Genomic DNA, 23,467 nt, shown 5'->3' with positions numbered 1-23,467 from the left:
TACACCGACTCGAGCCGGGACGAGAGCCATGTACGACGAACAAGAGCAGCCACCGGAGCACGGGCCCCTCGCGGGGTTCACCGTGGGGGTGACCGCGGCGCGACGGGCCGACGAGCTGGGCGCCCTGCTGGAGCGGCGCGGAGCCGCCGTGCTGCACGCCCCTGCCCTGCGGATCGTGCCGCTCGCCGACGACAGCGAGCTGCTGGCCGCCACCAAGGACATCATCGGGCAGGCCCCGGACATCGCGGTCGCCACCACCGCCATCGGGTTCCGGGGCTGGGTGGAGGCCGCCGACGGCTGGGGGCTGGGCGAGGACCTGCTGGCGCGGCTGCGCGGGGTGCGGATCCTGGCGCGCGGGCCGAAGGTGAAGGGCGCGATCCGGGCCGCCGGGCTGACGGAGGAGTGGTCGCCGGCGTCGGAGTCCATGGCGGAGGTGCTCGACCGGCTGCTGGAGGAGGGCGTCGACGGGCTGCGGATCGCCGTACAGCTGCACGGTGAGCCGCTGCCCGGGTTCGTGGAGTCGCTGCGGGCCGGGGGAGCGGAGGTGGTGGGGGTGCCGGTCTACCGGTGGCTGCCGCCGGAGGACCTCGGCCCCGTCGACCGTCTCATCGACGCGAGTGTCGCCCGCACGCTGGACGCGGTCACCTTCACCAGCGCGCCCGCCGCCGTGTCCCTGCTGTCCCGCGCGGAGGAACGCGGACTGCTCGACGACCTGCTCGCCGCACTGGGCCACGACGTGCTGTCCGCCTGCGTCGGCCCGGTCACCGCGCTGCCGTTGCAGGCCCGCGGCATCGACACGGTGCAGCCCGAACGCTTCCGGCTCGGCCCGCTGGTCCAGCTGCTCTGCCGGGAACTGCCCGCGCGGGCCCGCGTGTTGCCCGTCGCCGGGCACCGGGTGGAGATCCGGGGGCACGCGGTCCTGGTGGACGACGCGCTCAGGCCCGTACCGCCGGCCGGGATGTCGCTGCTGCGGGCGCTGTCCCGGCGGCCCGGCTGGGTCGTCTCCCGCGCGGAGCTGCTGCGCGCCCTTCCGGGCGCGGGCCGCGACGAACACGCGGTGGAGACCGCCATGGCCCGCCTCCGCTCCGCCCTCGGCGCCCCGAAGCTGATCCAGACGGTCGTCAAGCGCGGCTACCGTCTCGCCCTGGACCCGTCGGCGGAGTCGAAGTACGGGGAAGGCTGAGCGGACAGCCGAGCGGACAGTCGAACGGACGGCCGTGCGGCTGCCGGTACCGGGCCTTGTCCCGAGCCCTGCCGGCTCCCGCCACCTTGCGACGCCGTGCACACGGCCGGGCCGTGCGGCTGCCGGTACCGGGTCCTGCCACCGACTCCTGCCGACCCCGCCCGTCCCGTGACGCCGCGCACGCTTCCCGGGCTCCGTGAGCAGGGGGCGCCCCGGAGCGCGCACCCGACGCCACGCGGTCCGGCCCTTCGGGGCGGACGACGGGAGTCCGACGACGGGCCCCGGGGGTTCCGGCGGCCGGGACGGGCAGGCACTGTGGGAGGGGAACAGCTTCCCGGATCGCTCACCGGCCCCCTCGCGCGGGGCCAACCTAGGCGGTGGCAGGAACATGGCACTGGGTACGGTCACGGCGGCCTCCTACGAGCTGCGGTTCGACACCGGGCGGGTCTGCCTGGATCTGCTCGCGACCACCCATCCCGTGGAACGGCTCGGCTCCGTGGAGGTGCTGCGCGCCTGGATCACCGGGTCCGGACTCGTGCCCGCGGACACCGCGCTCGCCCACGCCGACGCCTCCTGGCCGGTGGCCTTCCGCGAACTGCGCGGGTGGCTCGCCCCGTTGGTACGTGGCCGGCCGGCGCCCGGTGTCCCCTCGTACGACCTCGCGCTCGCCCGGGTCAACGAGCTGGCCCGTGCCGCGCCGCCGGCGCCCCGCGCGGTGCCCGGTGAGGACGGTGTGCTGGTGTGCCGCCTCGACGGCCCGCCCGGCCGCGCGGCGCTGCTCGCGGCCGTCGCGCGGGACGCGGTGGACCTGCTCACCGACCCCGTCGCGCTCGGGAGCCTGCGCCAGTGCGAGGGCGACAGTTGCCCGATCGTGTACCTCGACACCTCCCGGGGGCGCAGGCGGCGCTGGTGCTCCAGTGAGATCTGCGGCAACCGGGAGCGGGTGGCCCGCCACCGCCGGCGCGCGGCACTCGCGCGGGCCTGAGCGACTCCCGTGCGGTCCGTGGGAGGACGTCGAGGCGCGGTCCGCGAAAGGGCGCCCAAGTGACGTCGGCCACACGGCCGTTCACCACCCTCACGTTGTGATTGGCATCACACCCTTGCCGTTGTGCCGGAAATGTAAAGAAGTGGCGGGGGGATTGTGGGTTCATGTCCCGGTCGTCACCTGACCTCGCGGAAAACTGTCATCTCGCTTTGAACACCCGTCCCCTGACGTCCGTACCGGTTGTCGAGCGACCGACGGGGGGATCCCCCGGACACCGGAGGTGGGCGTGCGCAAGGATGCGGCCGTGGCCAATGAACGTGGAGCGAGGGCCCGACATCGCATGTCCTCACAGCCCTCGGAACCCGACGAGGAGCTGATGCGGGCGCTGTACCGCGAGCACGCCGGACCTCTGCTGGCCTACGTCCTGCGGCTGGTCGCCGGAGACCGGCAGCGCGCCGAGGACGTCGTTCAGGAAACGCTCATCCGTGCCTGGAAGAACGCCGGTCAGCTCAATCGGGCGACCGGTTCGGTACGCCCCTGGCTGGTGACGGTCGCCCGGCGCATCGTCATCGACGGCCACCGCAGCCGGCAGGCCCGGCCGCAGGAGGTCGATCCGTCGCCGCTGGAGGTCATCCCCGCGGAGGACGAGATCGACAAGGCGCTGTGGCTGATGACGCTGTCGGACGCGCTCGACGACCTGACCCCGGCTCACCGGGAGGTACTCGTCGAGACGTACTTCAAGGGGCGTACCGTCAATGAGGCGGCGCAGACACTCGGCATACCCAGCGGCACCGTCCGCTCCCGGGTCTTCTACGCCCTGCGGTCGATGAAGCTGGCTCTGGAGGAGCGGGGGGTGACGGCGTGACGAGGGTCTACGGGGGATACGGAGAGGGCGGTACGGGTATGTCTGGTCCCATGCAGGGATCACCGGTGCCGAACGAACACGAGACCGTCGGCGCCTACGCACTCGGCATCCTCGACGACGCCGAAGCAACCGCTTTCGAGGCGCACCTCGCGACCTGCGAGTGGTGCGCCCAGCAGCTCGACGAACTCGCCGGCATGGAACCGATGCTGGCCGCGCTCGCGGACCTGCCCGGCACCGGGACGCCCGCGCTGGGCGAGTCGCTGTCCGCCAAGCCCTCCCCGCGCGTGGTGGAGAAGCTGGTCGACGAGGTGGCCGAGCGCCGCGCGAGGAAGCGCCGCCGCAACTTCTACATGGTGGCCGCCGCCGGTGCGCTGATCATCAGCGGGCCGTTCGTGGCCGTCGCGGCGAGCGGCGGGGGCGACGAAGGGGGCGGCGGGGGCGGTACCAACCGGACGCTCGCGGCCAACCCCGCGAAGGAGGCCTTCGACAAGAGCTCCGACAAGATCATGGCGACCGATCCCGGCACCCAGGTGACCGCGACGGTGGCCCTGGAGGAGAAGCTCTGGGGCACCGAGATCGTCACGGAGCTGAAGAACGTCAAGGGCGAGCAGAAGTGCTCGCTGATCGCCGTCGGCAAGAACGGCGAGCGCGAGACGGTGAACTCCTGGTCCGTACCCGGAGAGGGATACGGCCTGCCCGACGCCAGGACGGACAAGGCCAAGCAGCCCCTGTACGTCCAGGGCGGCGCCGCCTTCGCACCGAACGAGATCGACCACTTCCAGGTCATGACCTTCGACGGAAAGCTGCTCGTCGAGGTCGACGCGTAGCCGACCGGGGTCCCCTTCGCGTACGGTTGACGGCTGCCCAGCACGTCAGAAGGGGGCCCGGTGGCCGCTCAGGCTCAACAGGAAACCGCGGTCGATCCGGTTCACGACTCCGTTCGCGACCGGGAGATCCGAGTCGAACAGGAACACCTCGACCGGGTGTACCTGCGCCTCGAGGAGAAGATCCACGAGGCCGAGTTCCTCATGCGCGACGCCGCCCGGCGCGGCCAGGTCGGCACGCCCGGCGCCCTCGCCGAGCGGGACGCCCAGGTCTTCCGGGCCGGCATCCACCTCAACCGGCTGAACAACGAGTACGAGGACTTCCTCTTCGGCCGTATCGACCTGCTGCTCGGCAAGGACGGCAAGAAGGGCCCCGACGGCGCGTACACCGCCGTCGAGCCCGCCGAGGGCGCCGTACGGCCCGACAACACCGCCGACATCGCCGAGACCCTGCACATCGGCCGCATCGGCGTCCTCGACGAGGACTACGCCCCGCTGGTCATCGACTGGCGGGCGCCCGCCGCCGCCCCCTTCTACCGGTCCACCCCGGTCGACCCCGGCCGGGTCGTGCGGCGCCGCGTCATCCGTTCCAAGGGCCGCCGGGTCCAGGGCGTCGAGGACGACCTGATGCGCCCCGAGCTGACGGCGTCCCTGGACGGCCGCGAGCTGCCCGTGATCGGCGACGGCGCCCTGATGGCCGCGCTGGGCCAGGCCCGTACGCACACCATGCGGGACATCGTGGCGTCCATCCAGGCCGAGCAGGACCTGGTGATCCGCGCCCCCGCCGCCTCCGTGACCTACGTGGAGGGCGGCCCCGGCACCGGCAAGACCGCCGTCGCCCTGCACCGCGCGGCCTACCTCCTCTACCAGGACCGGCGCCGGTACGCGGGCGGCATCCTCATCGTCTCGCCCACCCCGCTGCTCGTCGCCTACACCGAGGGCGTGCTGCCCTCGCTCGGCGAGGAGGGCCAGGTCGCCATCCGCGCCATCGGCTCGCTGGTCGACGGCGCCGAGGCCACGCTGTACGACTCCCCGTCGGTGGCCCGCGCCAAGGGCTCGTACCGCATGCTGAAGGTGCTGCGGAAGGCCGCGCGCGGAGCGCTGGAGCCGAACGACTCACCGCAGCGGCTGCGGGTCGTCGCCTTCGGCCGCCGCCTGGAGCTGGAGGCGGAGGAACTGGCGGGCGTCCGCCGCACCGCCCTCGGCGGCACCGCCCCGGTCAACCTGCTGCGCCCCCGCGCCCGCAAGCTGCTCCTGGACGCCCTGTGGGAGCGCTCCGGCGCCGGGAACCGGCACACCGACCCGCAGCTCGCCGCCGAACTGCGCTCCTCCTTCGACGAGGACGTCACCACCGAGGACGACTTCATCGCCTTCCTCGACGCCTGGTGGCCCGAGCTGACCCCGGCGGCCGTCCTGGACGCCATGGCGGACGAGCGGCGCCTCGGCCGCTGGGCCCGGCGGATCCTCAACCCGGGCGAGGTCCGCAAGGTCGCCCGCGCGCTGAAGCGCGGCGGCCGCTCCGTGCACGACATCGCGATGCTCGACGAGCTCCAGGCGATCCTCGGGGCCCCGGCCCGCCCCCGCAGGAAGCGCGAGCTCGACCCGCTGGACCAGCTCACCGGCCTGGAGGAGCTGATGCCGGTGCGCGAGGAGACGCAGCGGGAGCGGGCCGAGCGGCTCGCCCAGGAGCGCGTCGAGTACGCGCACGTCATCGTCGACGAGGCCCAGGACCTCACCCCGATGCAGTGGCGCATGGTCGGCCGCCGCGGCCGGCACGCCACCTGGACGGTCGTCGGCGACCCGGCCCAGTCCTCCTGGTCCGACCCCGACGAGGCCGCCCAGGCCCGCGACGAGGCCCTCGGCACCCGCCCGCGCCGCCGCTTCGAGCTGACCGTGAACTACCGCAACCCCGCCGAGATCGCCGAACTGGCGTCGAAGGTGCTCGCCCTCGCCATGCCCGGATCGCAGTCACCGAGGGCGGTGCGCTCCACCGGCGTCGAGCCGCGCTTCGCCGTCGCGGAGGGCGCGCTCGGGGAGACCGTGCGCGCGGAGGCGGCCCGGCTGCTGGAGCGGGTGGACGGCACCGTCGGCGTGGTCGTCGCCATGCAGCGCCGCGAGGAGGCCCGGCGCTGGCTCGACGGGCTCGGCGACCGTGTGGTGGCGCTCGGCAGCCTGGAGGCCAAGGGCCTGGAGTACGACGCGACGATCGTCGTCTCCCCTGCGGAGATCGCCGACGAGTCCCCGGCCGGCCTGCGGGTCCTGTACGTCGCCCTGACAAGGGCCACGCAGCAGCTCACGGTGGTCTCGGCGGACCGCGACGAGCCGGACGCGGCCGGGGTGCCGGATCTGCTGAGGGACTGAGAGGTGCTCGGGGGCGCTCGGGAAAACGGGTTGCGCCGCGGGAATGGCCTTACCGGATCCGTTTGTTAGCCTTGGTGTGGCACCGGCCCGATCCAAGCCCCCGGGCCCAACCTTAGTCGCTTCGAGCGACCACTTGCCGCGAGGCGAGCATGGCGGGTCGGTGTCACTCAGGCGTTCGAGAGGTCCACGTCACGACTTGTGACGTGGACCTCTTTTCTTGTCCGGACACCTCTCGTATGGTGGAAAAAATTTTCCGTCAGACGGCATACGCCGATGAACAAAACGTCCGCAATCCGGGGCGGCTACCGCGTACTCAGGGGTAGGTGCGACGATCGGACGGCACGTTTAGCGACACGGTAAAAGCAGAGGAAGTCGGCCATGGCAACGGCGCCCAGCGTCTCCTACTCGATGACGATCCGGCTGGAGGTGCCCGCGAGCGGAACCGCCGTATCGCAGCTCACCACCGCTGTGGAGTCCTCCGGAGGCTCGGTGACCGGCCTCGACGTCACCGCGTCCGGTCACGAGAAGCTCCGTATCGACGTCACCATCGCGGCCTCCTCCACCGCGCACGCCGACGAGATCGTCGAGCAGCTGCGCGGCATCGAGGGCGTCACCCTGGGCAAGGTCTCCGACCGTACGTTCCTGATGCACCTCGGCGGCAAGATCGAGATGGCGTCGAAGCACCCCATCCGCAACCGTGACGACCTGTCCATGGTCTACACGCCCGGTGTGGCCCGCGTGTGCATGGCGATCGCGGAGAACCCCGAGGACGCCCGCCGTCTGACCATCAAGCGCAACTCCGTTGCGGTCGTGACGGACGGCTCGGCGGTGCTGGGCCTGGGCAACATCGGCCCGAAGGCCGCGCTGCCGGTGATGGAGGGCAAGGCGGCCCTGTTCAAGCGGTTCGCCGGCATCGACGCCTGGCCGATCTGCCTGGACACCCAGGACACCGACGCGATCGTCGAGATCGTCAAGGCCATCGCCCCGGGCTTCGCCGGCATCAACCTGGAGGACATCTCCGCCCCCCGCTGCTTCGAGATCGAGGCGCGGCTGCGCGAGGCCCTCGACATCCCCGTCTTCCACGACGACCAGCACGGCACCGCGATCGTCGTCCTCGCCGCCCTGACCAACGCCCTGCGGGTCACCGGCAAGGCCATCGAGAACATCCGCGTCGTGATGTCCGGCGCCGGCGCCGCCGGTACGGCCATCCTGAAGCTGCTGATCGCCGCCGGGGTGAAGAACGCCGTGGTGGCCGACATCCACGGCGTCGTGCACGCCGGCCGCGAGGACCTGGTCGACGCCGCCCCCGGCTCCGCGCTGCGCTGGATCGCCGACAACACCAACCCCGAGAACCTCACCGGCACCCTGAAGGAGGCCGTGCGCGGCGCGGACGTCTTCATCGGCGTCTCCGCCCCGAACGTCCTCGACGGCACGGACGTGTCCGCGATGGCCGAGGGCGCGATCGTGTTCGCGCTCGCGAACCCCGACCCCGAGGTGGACCCGGCAATCGCCCGCCAGACGGCGGCCGTTGTGGCCACCGGCCGCTCCGACTTCCCCAACCAGATCAACAACGTGCTGGTCTTCCCGGGTGTCTTCCGCGGCCTGCTCGACGCCCAGTCCCGCACCGTCAACACCGAGATGATGCTGGCCGCCGCCAAGGCCCTGGCCGACGTGGTGACCGAGGACGAGCTCAACCCGAACTACATCGTCCCCAGCGTCTTCAACGACAAGGTCGCGGGCGCCGTCGCCGGCGCGGTGCGCGACGCGGCGAAGGCGGCGGGGGCGTCGGCCTCCTAGGGAAACCGGCCGCCGTGGGGGTTGTGAGGATCACCACGACCGGTTTGAACCGGCGCGTCGGGGCACCCGAAGATCCTGGTCGCCCTCTATGGTGGCGGCCGGGCCGTGGCGCTCTTCGTGTGACTCCCCGGGGTGTTCTCACGACTCCTGCGGGTGCCGGATTGGCATTACCGCCGCAGGTAGAGGCAGGATGCGTCCCTGGGCGCGAGGGTCCGACGAGGGACCCGGGTCCGGGGACCCACCGAGGAACCTGGCAGCATCGGCTTGGCCGTGCCCGACATGCGGCTCCGCCGCGTGGCACGCCTCAACGGCAAGAAGAACACGGGAGTAACAACATGAACCGCAGTGAGCTGGTGGCCGCGCTGGCCGACCGCGCCGAGGTGACCCGCAAGGACGCCGACGCCGTGCTGGCCGCGTTCGCCGAGGTCGTCGGCGACATCGTCTCCAAGGGCGACGAGAAGGTCACCGTCCCCGGCTTCCTGACCTTCGAGCGCACCCACCGGGCCGCGCGCACCGCGCGCAACCCGCAGACCGGTGAGCCGATTCAGATTCCGGCGGGGTACAGCGTGAAGGTGTCGGCGGGCTCGAAGCTGAAGGAAGCCGCCAAGGGCAAGTGACCTTGCCTTTTTAAGAGGCCGTGGGTGACTGCGGGCCGGTTGTGGCTGGTCGCGCAGTTCCCCGCGCCCCTTTGGGGCGCCTTCGCTTACGCCGATGGGGCGGTCACCCGAGTCCGGGTGACCGCCCCATCGGCGTTTGTGTGACGGCTTGCGCTATCCCAGGGCCTTGCCCGGGAGCTCGACCTTCGCGCCCAGCTCCATGAGCTTCTCCATGAAGTTCTCGTAGCCGCGGTTGATCAGGCCGATGCCGTGGACGCGGGAGGTGCCCTGGGCGGCGAGGGCGGCGATGAGGTAGGAGAAGCCGCCGCGCAGGTCGGGGATGACCAGGTCCGCGCCCTGGAGCTTCGTCGGGCCCGACACGACCGCCGAGTGGAGGAAGTTGCGCTGGCCGAAGCGGCAGTCGGAGCCGCCCAGGCACTCGCGGTAGAGCTGGATGTGCGCGCCCATCTGGTTGAGCGCGGAGGTGAAGCCCAGCCGGGACTCGTAGACCGTCTCGTGGACGATGGACAGGCCCGTCGCCTGGGTCAGCGCGACCACCAGCGGCTGCTGCCAGTCCGTCTGGAAACCCGGGTGCACGTCCGTCTCCAGCGCGATGGACTTCAACTGCCCGCCGGGGTGCCAGAAGCGGATGCCCTCGTCGTCGATCTCGAAGGCGCCGCCGACCTTCCGGAAGGTGTTCAGGAACGTCATCATCGAGCGCTGCTGGGCGCCGCGGACGTAGATGTTGCCCTCGGTCGCCAGCGCCGCGGACGCCCAGGAGGCGGCCTCCAGGCGGTCGGGCAGGGCACGGTGGGTGTAGCCGCCGAGCTTGTCCACACCGGTGACGCGGATGGTCCGGTCGATGTCCATCGCGATGATGGCGCCCATCTTCTGCAGGACGCAGATCAGGTCCTCGATCTCCGGTTCCACCGCCGCGTTGGACAGCACGGTGACGCCCTCCGCGAGGACCGCCGTCAGCAGCACCTGCTCGGTCGCGCCGACCGAGGGGTACGGCAGCCGGATCTTGGTGCCGCGCAGCCGCTGAGGGGCCTCCAGGTACTGGCCGTCCGCCCGCTTCTCGATCGTCGCGCCGAACTGCCGCAGCACGTCGAAGTGGAAGTCGATGGGCCGGCCGCCGATGTCGCAGCCGCCCAGCCCCGGGATGAACGCGTGCCCGAGCCGGTGCAGCAGCGGGCCGCAGAACAGGATCGGGATCCGCGAGGAACCGGCGTGGGCATCGATGTCAGCGACGTTGGCGCTCTCCACGTGCGTGGGGTCGAGCACCAGTTCGCCGGGCTCCTCGCCCGGACGGACCGTCACACCGTGCAGTTGCAGCAGACCCCGTACGACCCGGACGTCACGGATGTCAGGGACGTTGCCCAGGCGGCTCGGTGCGCTGCCCAGCAGCGCGGCGACCATGGCCTTCGGTACGAGGTTCTTCGCACCGCGGACACGGATCTCGCCCTCCAGCGGGGTCCCGCCGTGGACAAGCAGTACGTCATCGACGTCGTTGACGGTCATGAATCTCGCGTTCCGTGGGGAGTGGGGCAGGGGCCAGAAGGGAAAGGGTAATCGCCCTCGACCCCCCTTCCGTAAGCCCGAGGAGGGCCCTGGAGCGTCATGGGTCTGTCACAACACGGAGGGTTCGCCATCGGGCACAAGGGGTCACCGTCCCCGTCGTGCGCCGGGTGTGCTCCGGTCCGCCCGCCCGTCTCCCGCCACCGCCCTCGAACGAGGCCTTACCAGGCCGCCTCTCCGGATCATGGCCGCGTTCACTCCCGTACCCCGTTGTCTCCCCACGCGGGGGCGAGATGCGGGATCATGTCTGGCATGACCGAGGTGTCCTCGCTCACAGGGCGGCTGCTCGTGGCCACTCCCGCCCTGGCGGACCCGAACTTCGACCGCGCGGTGGTGCTCCTCCTCGACCACGACGAGGAGGGCTCCCTCGGTGTCGTCCTCAACCGTCCGACGCCGGTGGACGTGGGCGACATCCTGGAGGGCTGGGCGGACCTGGCCGGCGAACCGGGTGTCGTCTTCCAGGGCGGCCCGGTGTCGCTGGACTCGGCCCTCGGTGTCGCCGTCGTCCCCGGCGGTACGGCCGCGGAGGCCGCGCCGCTGGGCTGGCGCCGGGTGCACGGCGCGATCGGGCTGGTCGACCTGGAGGCCCCGCCGGAGCTGCTCGCCTCCGTCCTCGGCTCGCTGCGCATCTTCGCCGGATACGCCGGCTGGGGCCCCGGCCAGCTGGAGGACGAACTGGTGGACGGCGCCTGGTACGTCGTGGAGTCGGAGCCCGGGGACGTCTCCTCCCCGTTCCCGGAGCGGCTCTGGCGCGAGGTGCTGCGCCGCCAGCGCAGTGAGCTGGCGATGGTGGCCACGTATCCGGACGACCCTTCGCTCAACTGATGCGTGCCGGCTTCAGTACCCTTGGCAGTTATGAGCACTCTTGAGCCCGAGCGCGGGACTGGTACGGGGACCCTCGTCGAGCCGACGCCGCAGACCTCCCACGGCGACGGTGACCACGAGCGCTTCGCCCACTACGTCCAGAAGGACAAGATCATGGCGAGCGCCCTCGACGGGACCCCCGTCGTGGCGCTGTGCGGCAAGGTGTGGGTGCCCGGCCGCGACCCGAAGAAGTACCCGGTGTGCCCCATGTGCAAGGAGATCTACGAGTCCATGGGTGCCGGCGGCGACGACAAGGGCAAGGGCGACAAGTAGTCCGTCCCTCCCTCCGTCGGTCTGATCCTTCCGAGGCCCCCAGGTGCGCTTTGCGTACCCTGGGGGCCTTTGTGCTGTCCGCGCGTTGCGCAGGGCGCTTCCGCCGGTCACGGAGTGGTTGAGACCTCTTGTGGCGCGGTTCACCCAGTCCCTAACCTCCGGTGTGTTGTGCACAGCGAAACCGCCATTGCGTATGTTGCAACGCATTCGGAGGAACGACTCCATGAAGCTGCCCGCCCGCCTGGTCGCCGTCGCGGCCGTCCTCGCCACCGCCGCCTGCGCGCCCCAGACCTCCGGCACCTCCTCCTCCGACAAGGACGAGAAGACCGGCACCCTGCGCGTCTGGCTCTTCCAGGAGGTCAACAACAAGCCCAAGGAACAGGCCGTCGACTCCGTCCTCGCCGCGTTCGAGAAGGCGCACGAGGACACCGACGTCACCGTCGAGTACATCCCCGTCGAGACCCGCGCCCAGCGCATCAAGGCCGCCTTCAACGACCCGAAGTCCGCCCCCGACCTCATCGAGTACGGCAACACCGACACCGCCGGCTATGTGAAGGACGGCGGACTCGCCGACATCACCGAGGAGTTCGGGGCCTGGGACGAGGCCAAGGACACCGACCCGACCGCCAGACAGTCGGTCACCGTGGACGGCAAGGTCTACGGAGCCCCGTACTTCGTCGGCGTCCGCGCGCTCTACTACCGCACCGACGTCTTCGACGAACTCGGCCTCGACGTCCCGAGGACCCAGGCCGAACTGATCTCCACCGCGAAGGAGATCCACACCGCCAGACCCGAGATGTACGGCATCGCGGTCGGCGGCGCCTACACCTACGGCGCGATGCCCTTCATCTGGGCACACGGCGGCGAACTCGCCACCGGCAAGGAGGGCTCGTACGCCTCCGCCATCGACAGCGCCGAATCCCGCGAGGGCATCGAGGCGTACACCTCCCTCTTCGGCGACGACAACTGCCCGGCCGCCAAGTGCGCCGGGATGGGCGGCAACGACACGGTGACCGCCTTCGCCTCGGGCAAGGCGGCCATGGCGATCGGCGGCGACTTCAGCCACGCGGCCGTCGAGGCCGGGAAGGTCAAGGGCAAGTACGCCGTCGTGCCGCTGCCGGGTGTCGAGGCCGGGTCCATCGCCCCCGCGTTCGCCGGCGGGAACAACCTCGGCGTGCTGAAGTCCACGTCGCACCGGACCCTCGCCGTCGACCTGATGAAGCGGCTCGCGTCGAAGGAGGCGCAGGGTGCGCTCTTCGAGGGCATGGGGTTCCTGCCCACCTTCTCCGACGTGCGGGAGCAGGCGGCCGCGAAGGAGGCCTTCGTGAAGCCGTTCGTGGAGACGCTGGGTGCGGAGACGAAGTTCGTGCCGGCTTCTCCGGCATGGGCGCAGATCGATTCGTCGTTGGTGCTGCCGACGATGTTCCAGGAGGTCGTGAGCGGTAAGAAGAGCGTGGGTGCCGCCTCGGCGGACGCGGCGAAAAAGATGAACGAGGCGTTCGGAACCGTCGGATGACGGTGCCCAATAGCTCGCGGGGCGCGGATCGTCTGCGGCTGCCGGTAGCCGGTGGCTTGTCGCGCCCACGCGGTGGTAGCCGCAAATCCAGTACAGCCCCGCGCCCCTTGCAGGGGCGCTCCACTGCGCCCTGGTTGTATCTGGCGCCGGCGTTGGTCGTTCTCGGGGGGCTGCTCGCCTACCCCGTATATCAGCTCGGGTTGATCTCGCTCTTCCACTACACCCAGGCGCAGGTCAGTGGCGGTGAGCCGACCACCTTCGAAGGGTTCGGGAACTATACCGAGCTCTTCGCCGATGAGCGGTTCTGGCAGGTGTTGCTGGCCACCGTGGTGTTCGCGGGGGCCTGTGTGGTGTGCACGCTGGCCGCGGGGTGTGCGCTCGCCGTGCTGCTGACGCGGGTGCGGGCCGTGCCGCGGCTGGCGTTGATGCTGGCCGCGCTCGGCGCGTGGGCGACACCGGCGATCACCGGGTCCACGGTCTGGCTGTTCCTCTTCGACGCCGACTTCGGGCCGGTCAACCGGGTGCTGGGGCTCGGCGACCACTCGTGGACGTACGGGCGGTTCAGCGCCTTCTTCCTCGTCCTGCTCGAAGTGGTCTGGTGCTCCTTCCCGTTCGTGATGGTGACGGTCTACGCCGGGATCCGCGCCGTACCCTCCGAGGTGCTGGAGGCCGCCTCCCTGGACGGGGCCTCGCAGTGGCGGATCTGGCGCTCGGTGCTCGCGCCGATGCTCCGGCCGATCCTGGTCGTCGTCACCATCCAGTCGGTCATCTGGGACTTCAAGGTCTTCACCCAGATCTACGTCATGACGGGCGGCGGGGGCATCGCCGGCCAGAACCTGGTCCTGAACGTCTACGCCTACCAGCAGGCGTTCGCGTCCTCGCAGTACAGCCTCGGCGCGGCGATCGGCGTGGTGATGCTGCTGATCCTGCTCGCCGTGACGCTGGTGTACCTGCGACTGCTGCGCCGCCAAGGGGAGGAGTTGTGAGCCTTGTGAGCCGGGACGGGAAACCCCGGGTGAATCCTGTGCGCCGGTTCGTACGGCGTCCGGGGCGGCTGGCGGCCGAGTCGGCGGCGCTGCTGACCGCCGCCGTGGTGGCCTTCCCGCTGTACTGGATGGTGCTGAGCGCCTTCAAACCGGCCGGGGAGATCGAGTCGACCGAGCCGCGGCCCTGGACGCTCGCGCCCACGCTGGACTCGTTCCGGCGGGTGTTCGGACAGCAGGAATTCGGCCGGTACTTCCTCAACAGCGTCGTCGTCGCTCTCGCCGTGGTGATCGCCTCCGCGCTGATCGCCTTTCTCGCCGCGACCGCCGTGACACGATTCCGGTTCCGGCTGCGGACCACCTTGCTGATCATGTTTCTGGTGGCCCAGATGGTGCCCGTGGAGGCGCTGACCATCCCGTTGTTCTTCGTCATGCGGGACTTCGGACAGTTGAACACGCTGTGGTCGCTGATCCTGCCGCACATCGCGTTCTCCCTGCCCTTCGCGATCTGGATGCTGCGGGGGTTCGTGAAGGCCGTTCCGGAGGCGCTGGAGGAGGCCGCCTACATCGACGGGGCGAGCCGCGCCCGCTTTCTCTGGCAGATCCTTTTCCCGCTCGTCCTGCCGGGCCTGGTGGCCACCAGCGTGTTTTCGTTCATCTCCACCTGGAACGACTTCCTGTTCGCCAAGTCGTTCATCATCAGCGACATCTCGCAGTCGACCCTGCCGATGGCGCTGCTGGTCTTCTACAAACCCGACGATCCGGACTGGGGCGGGGTCATGGCGGCGTCCACGGTGATGACGATTCCGGTACTGGTCTTCTTCGTACTCGTACAGCGACGTCTGGTCTCCGGACTGGGCGGCGCGGTAAAGGACTGATGTGACTTCACTGACGGAACTGATTCCCGCGCCGCTGAGCGTGCGCACGTGGGGTGAGCGGGTCTTCGTCCTCGACGAGGACACGACGCTGACGGCGGGACCGGGTGTGGGCAGTGCCGAACGCTGGCTGCGCACGACGTTGCAGGCGGCCACCGGCCTACCGCTGAGGGAGGGCGAACCCGGCCCACCCGGACGGGCCGCGGAGAACGCGATCGAGCTGCGGCACGATCACCACCTCCCGCCCGAGGCCTACCGCATCACCGTCCGTGACCACCGCGCGCTGATCGTGAGCGGTGACCCGGCCGGTGCCTTCGCCGGCGCGCAGACGCTCCGGCAACTGCTCGGCCCCGACGCGTTCCGGCGGGCGCGCCTCGGGCGCGCCGCCTGGGAGCTGCCGGAAGCCGAGATCCAGGACAGGCCCCGCTTCCGCTGGCGCGGACTGATGCTCGACGTGGCCCGGCACTTCATGCCCAAGGAAGGCGTGCTGCGCTATCTCGATCTGATGGCGGCGCACAAACTCAACGTCCTCCACTTCCACCTGACGGACGACCAGGGCTGGCGCATCGAGATCCAGCGGTATCCGAAGCTCACCGAGATCGGCTCCTGGCGTGCCAGGACGAAAATCGGACACCGCGCGTCACCGCTGTGGGACGACAGACCGCACGGCGGTCACTACACCCGGGACGACATCCGCGAGATCGTCGCCTACGCCGCCGAGCGGCATATCGGCGTCGTCCCGGAAATCGACATACCCGGCCACTCGCAGGCCGCCGTCTCCGCGTATCCGGAACTCGGCAACTCCGATGTCGTCGACACCGCCTCCCTGACCGTCTGGGACACCTGGGGGATCAATCCGAACGTACTCGCCCCCACTGACAACACCCTGCGGTTCTACGAAGGAGTGCTCGAGGAAGTCCTGGAACTGTTCCCCGCGGACGCCGGCCCGTTCTCGCCGTTCGTGCACATCGGCGGCGACGAATGCCTCAAGGACCAGTGGCGCGCCTCGGACACCGCGCAGAAACAGATCGGCAACCTCGGACTGCCGGACGAGGACGCGCTCCAGTCCTGGTTCATCGGGCACTTCGACAAGTGGCTCGCCGCGCGGGGGCGGCGGCTGATCGGCTGGGACGAGATCCTGGAGGGCGGCCTGGCACCGGGCGCCGCGGTGTCGTCCTGGCGCGGCTACTCCGGCGGGGTGGCCGCCGCCCGCGCGGGGCACGACGTGGTCATGTGCCCCCAGCAGTACGTGTACCTGGACTACCGTCAGGACGCGGGCCCCGACGAGCCGGTGCCGATCGGGTACGTGCGCACCCTGGAGGACGTCTACCGGTTCGAGCCCGTGCCGTCGGAGCTGACGGGCGAGGAGGCCGCGCGGGTGCTGGGCACCCAGGCCAACGTGTGGACCGAGGTGATGGAGGACCAGGGGCGTGTCGACTACCAGACGTTCCCCCGGCTCGCCGCGCTCTCCGAGGTCGCCTGGAGCGATCTGCCCGCCCCCGCCGACCGGGACTTCGCCGGCTTCGAACGGCGGATGACCGCCCACTACCGGCGCCTGGACGCCCTGGGGGTCGCCTACCGGCCGCCCACCGGACCGCTGCCCTGGCAGCGGCGCCCGGGAGTCCTGGGGCGCCCGATCGACGGCCCGCCGCCGCACGGGTAGCCCGCCCGTTCCGGGTTCCCGGCACGGGGCGGCCCGCCCGGCGCCGGGAACCCGGAACGGGGTGTGCGCATCTGTTCGTCCCGTGTCGAACAGGTCATGCGGAACGTGTACGAAAGTCACCGAAGAGTGCCGATGTGAAGCGCATCGGTGATGTGGGGCGAAAACGACCACGTCCGGGGTGAGGTGGGCGAATGCCTCCTAGCGGACCCCCGTCCTCGGCACCTGCCAAGATGTGCCAGAGTTGCCACGTCCGCCCTGTCAGGCCGTACCGTACGGCAGCACAGGTGGGACCAGGTGGGGCAGCGGGAAGGGGCAGCCGGACTTGAGCACGCACGCACCGCAGGCGGCGCAGGCCGTGACGCTGCCCACGACGCTCGACGAGGCCGTGGCGGCCCTCACGGCGATGCCCGCCGCCGTGCCCGTCGCGGGCGGCACCGACCTGATGGCCGCCGTCAACTCCGGGCAGCTCAGGCCCGCCGCGCTGGTCGGCCTCGGCAGGATCAGCGAGATCCGCGGCTGGCAGTACCTGGACGGACACGCGCTGCTCGGCGCCGGTCTCACCCACGCGCGCATGGGCCGCCCCGACTTCGCCGCCCTCATCCCGGCGCTCGCCGCCTCCGCGCGCGCGGCCGGACCGCCGCACATCCGCAACGCGGGCACCCTGGGCGGCAACATCGCCTCCGCCGCCCCCACCGGGGACGCGCTGCCGGTGCTGGCCGCGCTGGAGGCGACGCTGATCATCGCGGGCCCGGGCGGAGTCCGCCGCGAACTCCCGGTGTCGCACCTACTGGCCGGGATGGACCTGTTGCGTCCCGGTGAACTCATCGGCTACGTGCGCGTGCCGCTGCTGCACGCACCCCAGGTCTTCCTGAAGGCGACCGGCCGCACCGGCCCCGGCCGCGCGGTCGCCTCCGTCGCCCTGGTGCTCGACCCGGCCCGCCGCGGGGTGCGCTGCGCGGTGGGCGCCATAGCTCCGATGCCGCTGCGGCCCCTGGACGCCGAGCAGTGGGTCGCGCAGCTCATCGACTGGGACAACAACCGCGCGATCGTGCCCGAGGCACTGACCGCGTTCGGGGAGTACGTCGCCGCGGCCTGCATCCCCGACGCCGCCCCCGGCGAGGACGGCACCGTCCCACCGCTTCCGCCCGCGGTACTGCACCTGCGGCGCACCGTCGCCGCGCTGGCCCGACGAGCACTGGGGAGGGCGCTGTCGTGACCGACGACCAGCACGGACAGGGCACGCCCCCGGGCGGCAGCCGCTGGGACCCGCTGCCCCAGGGCGACTACGACGACGGCGCCACGGCCTTCGTGAATCTCCCCGAGGGCGGCATCGACGCCCTGCTGGACGCCATGGAGAGCCCGCTCGCCGCGCCCGGCCACGGCTATGTGCCGCCGCAGATCACGGTCGACCCGGCGATCACCGCGGGCACCGACCCGGCCGCCCCCGGCTCCTGGGGGGTACCCGGCGCGCCCGTCGACGGCGCCCAGTGGCACGACCCGCAGGCCCCCGAGGCGGGTGCGGCACCGGGGGACCGGTTCACGTACGACCCCGGTGCGACCGGGCAGTGGACCTACGAGGAGCAGGTCCCGGAGAACCCGGCGCCGGGGTACGACGTCACCGGCCAGTGGTCGATCCCCGTGGCCGACGGCGACCTGCCGGACGAGTCGGGCGAGTTCACCGCGTCCGCCCTGGTCGAGCAGTGGGGCGGCACCCCGCCGGCCACCCTGCCGGGCGGCGCCCCCGCCCCCTGGGCGCACGCGGAGGCCATCGGACACCCGTGGGGACCCGGCGTACCCGGCGTCCCGCAGAACGAGGACCAGGAGCCGCAGGGCGCCGAACACGCCCCCGCGGCGGACCCGCGGGAACCCGCCCCCCGGCCCCGCACCGACGGCCCCGCACCCCAGCAGCCGCCCGGCGCGGTCGCGTACGGCGGCCGGCCCCTGCCCGCCGCCGAACCACTCCCGTACGCCGAGCCCGGCGACCGGGACGAGCCCCCCGCAGGTCAGGACGTGTACGGCGGGACGCCGGCCCAGGGCACGCCCGTGCAGCCGGCCGGCGAGCACGTGCCGGGGCGGCCGGACGCCGGTCCCGAGTACGTGCCGGGGCGGCCCGGAGCAGGTGCCGCTCAGGGGCGGCCGGACGCCGGCCCCGTGCCGGAGGCCTCGGGCATGTCCGCTCACGCCGCGGAGTTCCACGGCGAGCCCGGCAGCCAGGGCGACGGTCCCGCGCCTCGGCAGCCGTCCGGGCACGCCGGTGTTCCTCAGCCGTTCGCCGTCGAGGGGCACGCGGAGCCGCAGTGGCAGTCCGGGGCGGAGGCCGCCGAGGGCGCCCCGGCCGGACTCCGGGAGCATCCGCACCCCGACGGCCAGGACGCCCCGGTGCCCGCTTCCGGGGCCGGTGAGGCCCCCGCGGACACCCACGGGGCTCCCGAGGCCGCCGAGGGCCTGTCGGAGCCCTCCGTGACCCCGGCCGAGTCCTCCGCGGCCCCCGCCGAGCCCGCGCCGGACGCGGAACCGGCGACAGGACCCGCCGACGCCGAGTCCCCGGACGCCGACACGGCACCCGGCGCTCCGGACACCCCGGACGCTCCCGACGACCGGGGCGAGCCGGTCGCACCGCACGACGACCACCCCCTCGCCTCCTACGTGCTCCGCGTCAACGGCACCGACCGGCCCGTCACCGACGCCTGGATCGGCGAGTCGCTGCTCTACGTGCTGCGCGAGCGGCTCGGCCTCGCCGGTGCCAAGGACGGCTGCTCGCAGGGCGAGTGCGGGGCCTGCAACGTGCAGGTCGACGGCCGGCTCGTGGCGTCCTGCCTGGTCCCGGCCGTCACCGCGGCCGGCAGCGAGGTCCGTACCGTCGAGGGCCTGGCGCAGGACGGCCGGCCCTCGGACGTGCAGCGGGCGCTCGCGCGGTGCGGCGCCGTGCAGTGCGGCTTCTGCGTGCCGGGCATGGCGATGACCGTGCACGACCTCCTGGAGGGCAACCCGGCGCCCACCGAGCTGGAGACCCGCCAGGCCCTGTGCGGCAACCTCTGCCGCTGCTCCGGCTACCGGGGCGTGGTGAACGCCGTCCAGGAGGTCGTCGCCGAACGCGAGGCGTACGCCGCGTCCGACGAGGACGACTCCGACGGCGAGGCGGAACCGCCCCGCATCCCGCACCAGGCGGGCCCCGGCGCCGGCGGCGTCAACCCCGCCGCGTTCGGCACCCCCGGACCCGATGAGCAGCCCCATGACCAGCCGTACGGCGAGGACGGAGGCCAGGCGTGACCGACGAAGCAGCCACCGCGCAGGCCGTACGGGCCGCGGAGGCCGCCCCCGAACCGGAACCGCTCCCGCACGGACTCGGCGTCTCCCTCCCGGCCGCCGACGCCCGCGCCAAGACCGAGGGCACCTTCCCGTACGCCGCCGACCTGTGGGCCGAGGGCCTGCTGTGGGCGGCCGTGCTGCGCTCACCGCACCCGCACGCGCGCATCGTGTCCATCGACACCACCCACGCGCGTGAGATGCCCGGCGTCCGCGCGGTGGTCACGCACGAGGACGTCCCCGGCGACCCGCTGCACGGCCGCGGCACGGCCGACCGCCCGGTCTTCGCCTCCGAGGTCGTACGCCACCACGGCGAGCCCATCGCGGCCGTCGCCGCCGACCACCCCGACACCGCGCGGATGGCCGCCGCCGCCGTCATCGTCGAGTACGAGGTGCTCGACCCGGTGACCGACCCCGAGCAGGCGTTCGAGGCCGAACCGCTGCACCCCGACGGCAACCTGATCCGGCACATCCCGCTGCGCCACGGCGACCCCGACGCGGCCGGCGACGTCGTCGTCGAGGGCCTGTACCGCATCGGCCGCCAGGACCCCGCCCCCATCGGCGCCGAGGCCGGTCTCGCCGTGCCCCGCCCGGACGGCGGCGTGGAGCTGTACCTGGCCTCCACCGACCCGCACGGCGACCGGGACACCGCCGCCGCCGCGTTCGGCCTGGCACCCGATCGGGTGAAGGTCGTCGTCACCGGGGTGCCCGGCGCCACCGCCGACCGCGAGGACCGCAGCTTCCAGCTCCCGCTCGGCCTGCTGGCGCTGAAGACCGGCTTCCCGGTGAAACTCGCCGCCACGCGCGAGGAGTCCTTCCTCGGCCACACCCACCGCCACCCCACGCTGCTGCGCTACCGCCACCACGCCGACGCCGAGGGCAGGCTGGTGAAGGTCGAGGCGCAGATCCTGCTCGACGCGGGCGCCTACGCCGACACCTCCTCCGAGGCCCTCGCCGCCGCCGTCGCCTTCGCCTGCGGCCCGTACGTCGTGCCCAACGCCTTCATCGAGGGCTGGGCCGTACGCACCAACAACCCCCCCTCCGGCCATGTGCGCGGCGAGGGCGCCATGCAGGTGTGCGCCGCCTACGAGGCGCAGATGGACAAGCTGGCCAAGAAGCTCGGCGTCGACCCGGCGGAGCTGCGCCTGCGCAACGTGATGGCCACCGGCGACGTGCTGCCCACCGGCCAGACGGTGACCTGTCCGGCCCCGGTCGCGGAACTCCTGGAGGCGGTACGGGACTTCCCGCTGCCGCCGCTGCCCAAGGACACCCCCGAGGACGAGTGGCTGCTGCCCGGCGGCCCCGAGGGCGCGGGCGAGCCGGGCGCGGTGCGCCGGGGCGTGGGCTACGGCCTGGGCATGGTGCACATGCTCGGCGCGGAGGGCGCGGACGAGGTGTCCACGGCCACCGTGCGGGTCCAGGGCGGCGTGGCGACGGTGCTGTGCGCGGCCGTGGAGAGCGGCCAGGGCTTCTCGACGCTGGCCCGGCAGATCGTCCAGGAGACCCTCGGCATCGACGAGGTGCACGTGGTGCCCGTCGACACCGACCAGCCCCCGGCCGGCCCCGGCTGCCGGGGCCGGCACACGTGGGTGTCGGGCGGCGCGGTGGAGCGCGCGGCGAAGATGGTCCGCACCCAGCTCCTCCAGCCCCTCGCGCACCAGTTCGGCATGTCCACCGAGCTGCTCCAGATCACCGACGGCAAGATCACCTCGTACGACGGGGTGCTGTCCACGACCGTCACCGAGGCGATGGAGGGCAAGGAGCTGTGGGCCACCGCCCAGTGCCGCCCGCACCCGACGGAGCCGCTGGACGCCTCCGGCCAGGGTGACGCCTTCGTCGGCATGTCCTTCTGCGCGATCCGCGCGGTGGTCGACGTCGACATCGAGCTCGGCTCGGTACGGGTCGTGGAGCTGGCGGTCGCCCAGGACGTGGGCCGGGTGCTGAACCCGGCGCAGCTGGCCGCCCGGATCGAGGCGGGCGTGACCCAGGGCCTGGGCGCCGCGCTCACCGAGAACCTGCGCACGCCGCGCGGGCTGGTCCGCCACCCCGACCTGACCGGGTACGCCCTGCCGACGGCGCTGGACGCGCCGGACATCCACATCGTGAAGCTGGTCGAGGAGCGGGACGTGGTCGCGCCGTTCGGCGCGAAGGCGGTCAGCGCGGTGCCGGTGGTGACCTCGCCGGCGGCGATCGCCTCCGCCGTACGGGCCGCCACGGGCCGCCCGGTGAACCGGCTGCCGATCCGGCCGCAGGCCGCGGTGGTGACGACCGGGGGCTGAGCGTCGTTCCGGATGGTTCCCGCGGGGAGGCAACGCGAACGGTCGCTCAGGCGTCCTGTGTGATGGGGGCGTCGCGTTCGCCGCCCTCGGTCCGGGGCGTTGTCAGTGGTGCCGCGTAGTGTTCCGAGCAGTGGGGGACGGCTGACGGGTCCGGAAGGGTCAGGGCCGTCCTGCCCGGGGCGGGACGTTCGCGGGCCCGGGACCGAGCACACGTATCGCGGGGGAATCATGAGCACGACCGACACCGTTGTCGCGACGGCGATCACACTCACCGGCGCCGACCTCGATCCCTTCATCACGCACGCGTCCACGCGCGACTGGCTGACCGGTCCCGGACTGCCCGCCGGCAGCGGCTTGTTCGGCTTCGCGGAGCTGGCGCGGCCCGGCGGCCCGCGCACGGTGGGCGACTCGACGGACGGCCCCGGCGACCGGCTCTCCGCGGAGCTGCGGGACCAGCTGGTCATCGGCGGACTGCTGGGCCCGGCCGGTCTGGAGACGGAGTCGGTGCTGCTCGACGGGGCGACCGGCGAGGTGTCCACGACGTTCTTCTTCCACGACCGCCCCGACCTGATGGACCGCCGCCCGCTCGCCCCGTCCCTGCCGACGCTGGTGCGGTTCGCGGCGGCGACGGACGAACTGGCGGGCCTGCGCGGCCAGTTCGCCGCCTACGCGGGCCGGTACGGCACCAAGGCGGTCGCGGAGGCCTCCCGGCAGCTGCTGGCGGTCTTCGAGGAGGGCACGGACGGCGAGCCGGCGCCGTTCTGGAAGATGGCCGCGCTGATCAGGCCGCTGGCCCTGGCGGCGGGCCCCGGCACGGCCTCGGGCCTCGCCCTGGACCTCCCCCTCCGCCTGCTGGACGACGAGTTCGGCCGGGGCGGAGTGGTCCGCTTCGAGGAGGTCGACTTCCCCGCGACGCTCACGCACGAGCCGACCCGCCGCTTCCTGCGCGAGACGGGCCTGCCGGAGGACGGCTTCCTCTTCCAGCTGGACACCGACCTGCCGCTGCGCACCCTCGCGGAGTACTACACCGACGAACGCGAACTCCCCGACGCCCATCTCCCCGCCCGCGCCGAGCACCTGATACGCCTGGGGTACCTGATCGAGGACAACAGCCTGGTCGTCGACGGCACCACGGGCGCGGTGCTCAACTGGAGCGAACCGGAAGGCGTCCTCCACCCGCTGAACACGGACGTCTCCACCCTCGCCTTCACCCTCTGGCTGCTCCACCGCGAGCACGCCATCGACGAGGCGTCGGGCCACGCGCTGACCACCGACACCTACGACCAGCTGGCGCTGACGATGATCCAGGTCCTGTCCTCCATCGACCCGACGGGCACCACCACCGACGCGGACTGGCACTACTGGACGGAGCTGTTCCAGGACGAGGCGGGGGGCGTGCTTTAGCGCTCCGCTGGGGTGCGGTTGTTGGGTTTGTTGGTCGGCTGCGGCGCCGTCGTGACGGGTCGCGCCCGCGCGGCGGAGCCGCATATTGACACAGCCCCGCGCCCCTTCGGGGCGC

General features: G+C 72.2%; 18 protein-coding genes. 17 read left to right on the top strand and 1 reads right to left on the bottom strand.

The annotated features are described in order from the left end of the window. Positions 1-28 precede the first annotated feature (28 nt). The 7 genes from ACIA6T_RS31225 (at position 29) to ACIA6T_RS31195 (ending at position 8,632) form a co-directional block, all read left to right on the top strand. On the top strand, positions 29-1,183 hold the full coding sequence (locus ACIA6T_RS31225; protein WP_399449869.1) for a uroporphyrinogen-III synthase: 1,155 nt from the start codon (positions 29-31) through the stop codon (positions 1,181-1,183). Between the two features lie 388 nt (positions 1,184-1,571). Then, positions 1,572-2,168 (top strand): CGNR zinc finger domain-containing protein, encoded by a 597-nt coding sequence (locus ACIA6T_RS31220; RefSeq protein ID WP_399449868.1) that lies wholly within the window; start codon positions 1,572-1,574, stop codon positions 2,166-2,168. A gap of 280 nt (positions 2,169-2,448) precedes the next feature. Then, a complete protein-coding gene (locus ACIA6T_RS31215; RefSeq protein ID WP_004930798.1) occupies positions 2,449-3,033 on the top strand; it encodes a sigma-70 family RNA polymerase sigma factor in 585 nt (194 codons plus the stop codon). A 65-nt stretch (positions 3,034-3,098) separates the two neighbouring features. Then, entirely contained in the window at positions 3,099-3,860 is a 762-nt protein-coding gene (locus tag ACIA6T_RS31210) for an anti-sigma factor family protein (protein WP_399449866.1), read from the top strand. 60 nt (positions 3,861-3,920) lie between these two features. Next, complete coding sequence (locus ACIA6T_RS31205; RefSeq protein ID WP_399449865.1) at positions 3,921-6,218, top strand: HelD family protein; 2,298 nt, start codon at positions 3,921-3,923, stop codon at positions 6,216-6,218. A gap of 378 nt (positions 6,219-6,596) precedes the next feature. Next, positions 6,597-8,015, top strand: a complete 1,419-nt coding sequence (locus ACIA6T_RS31200; protein ID WP_399449864.1) for an NAD-dependent malic enzyme — start codon at positions 6,597-6,599, stop codon at positions 8,013-8,015. 335 nt (positions 8,016-8,350) lie between these two features. Then, the gene (locus ACIA6T_RS31195) at positions 8,351-8,632 is read left to right on the top strand and encodes an HU family DNA-binding protein (RefSeq protein WP_004987462.1); all 282 of its coding nucleotides are present in this window, start codon (positions 8,351-8,353) and stop codon (positions 8,630-8,632) included. A 153-nt stretch (positions 8,633-8,785) separates the two neighbouring features. Here ACIA6T_RS31195 and murA read toward each other — a convergent pair whose 3' ends face one another. Further along, positions 8,786-10,132 carry a UDP-N-acetylglucosamine 1-carboxyvinyltransferase gene (gene murA, locus ACIA6T_RS31190; RefSeq protein WP_399449863.1) on the bottom strand — a complete coding sequence of 449 codons (1,347 nt, stop codon included), beginning with the start codon at positions 10,130-10,132 and terminating at the stop codon, positions 8,786-8,788. Between the two features lie 309 nt (positions 10,133-10,441). On the opposite strand from murA, the gene ACIA6T_RS31185 reads away from it, so the two are divergent. From ACIA6T_RS31185 to ACIA6T_RS31140, 10 genes are all read left to right on the top strand, one after another. Next, positions 10,442-11,014 (top strand): YqgE/AlgH family protein, encoded by a 573-nt coding sequence (locus ACIA6T_RS31185; protein WP_399449862.1) that lies wholly within the window; start codon positions 10,442-10,444, stop codon positions 11,012-11,014. Positions 11,015-11,044: 30 nt separating this feature from the next. Then, a complete protein-coding gene (locus tag ACIA6T_RS31180) occupies positions 11,045-11,326 on the top strand; it encodes a DUF3039 domain-containing protein (protein ID WP_073931595.1) in 282 nt (93 codons plus the stop codon). A gap of 223 nt (positions 11,327-11,549) precedes the next feature. After that, complete coding sequence (locus tag ACIA6T_RS31175) at positions 11,550-12,842, top strand: extracellular solute-binding protein (RefSeq protein ID WP_399449861.1); 1,293 nt, start codon at positions 11,550-11,552, stop codon at positions 12,840-12,842. Next, on the top strand, positions 12,839-13,828 hold the full coding sequence (locus tag ACIA6T_RS31170) for a carbohydrate ABC transporter permease (protein WP_399449860.1): 990 nt from the start codon (positions 12,839-12,841) through the stop codon (positions 13,826-13,828). Before ACIA6T_RS31175 ends, ACIA6T_RS31170 begins: the two co-directional genes overlap by 4 nt. Positions 13,829-13,857: 29 nt before the next feature. After that, positions 13,858-14,703, top strand: coding sequence for a carbohydrate ABC transporter permease (locus tag ACIA6T_RS31165; protein ID WP_399449858.1), 846 nt, complete (start codon positions 13,858-13,860; stop codon positions 14,701-14,703). Position 14,704: 1 nt separating this feature from the next. Further along, positions 14,705-16,363, top strand: a complete 1,659-nt coding sequence (locus tag ACIA6T_RS31160; protein ID WP_399449857.1) for a beta-N-acetylhexosaminidase — start codon at positions 14,705-14,707, stop codon at positions 16,361-16,363. 322 nt (positions 16,364-16,685) lie between these two features. Continuing rightward, positions 16,686-17,579 (top strand): FAD binding domain-containing protein, encoded by an 894-nt coding sequence (locus ACIA6T_RS31155; RefSeq protein WP_399449856.1) that lies wholly within the window; start codon positions 16,686-16,688, stop codon positions 17,577-17,579. Next, the gene (locus ACIA6T_RS31150; protein ID WP_399449855.1) at positions 17,576-19,633 is read left to right on the top strand and encodes a 2Fe-2S iron-sulfur cluster-binding protein; all 2,058 of its coding nucleotides are present in this window, start codon (positions 17,576-17,578) and stop codon (positions 19,631-19,633) included. The genes ACIA6T_RS31155 and ACIA6T_RS31150 overlap by 4 nt, the downstream gene beginning before the upstream one ends. Further along, positions 19,630-21,948: a xanthine dehydrogenase family protein molybdopterin-binding subunit gene (locus tag ACIA6T_RS31145; protein WP_399449854.1), complete on the top strand. Its 2,319-nt coding sequence runs from the start codon at positions 19,630-19,632 to the stop codon at positions 21,946-21,948. The genes ACIA6T_RS31150 and ACIA6T_RS31145 overlap by 4 nt, the downstream gene beginning before the upstream one ends. A gap of 228 nt (positions 21,949-22,176) precedes the next feature. Beyond that, entirely contained in the window at positions 22,177-23,352 is a 1,176-nt protein-coding gene (locus ACIA6T_RS31140) for an SUKH-4 family immunity protein (protein ID WP_399449853.1), read from the top strand. Positions 23,353-23,467: the final 115 nt, after the last annotated feature.

Source organism: Streptomyces sp. NPDC051740 (assembly GCF_044453165.1).
GTDB classification, from domain to species: Bacteria; Actinomycetota; Actinomycetes; order Streptomycetales; family Streptomycetaceae; genus Streptomyces; species Streptomyces atrovirens.
Note: the sequence above shows the minus strand (reverse complement) of the source record. Positions and strands in the feature narration are given on the sequence as shown.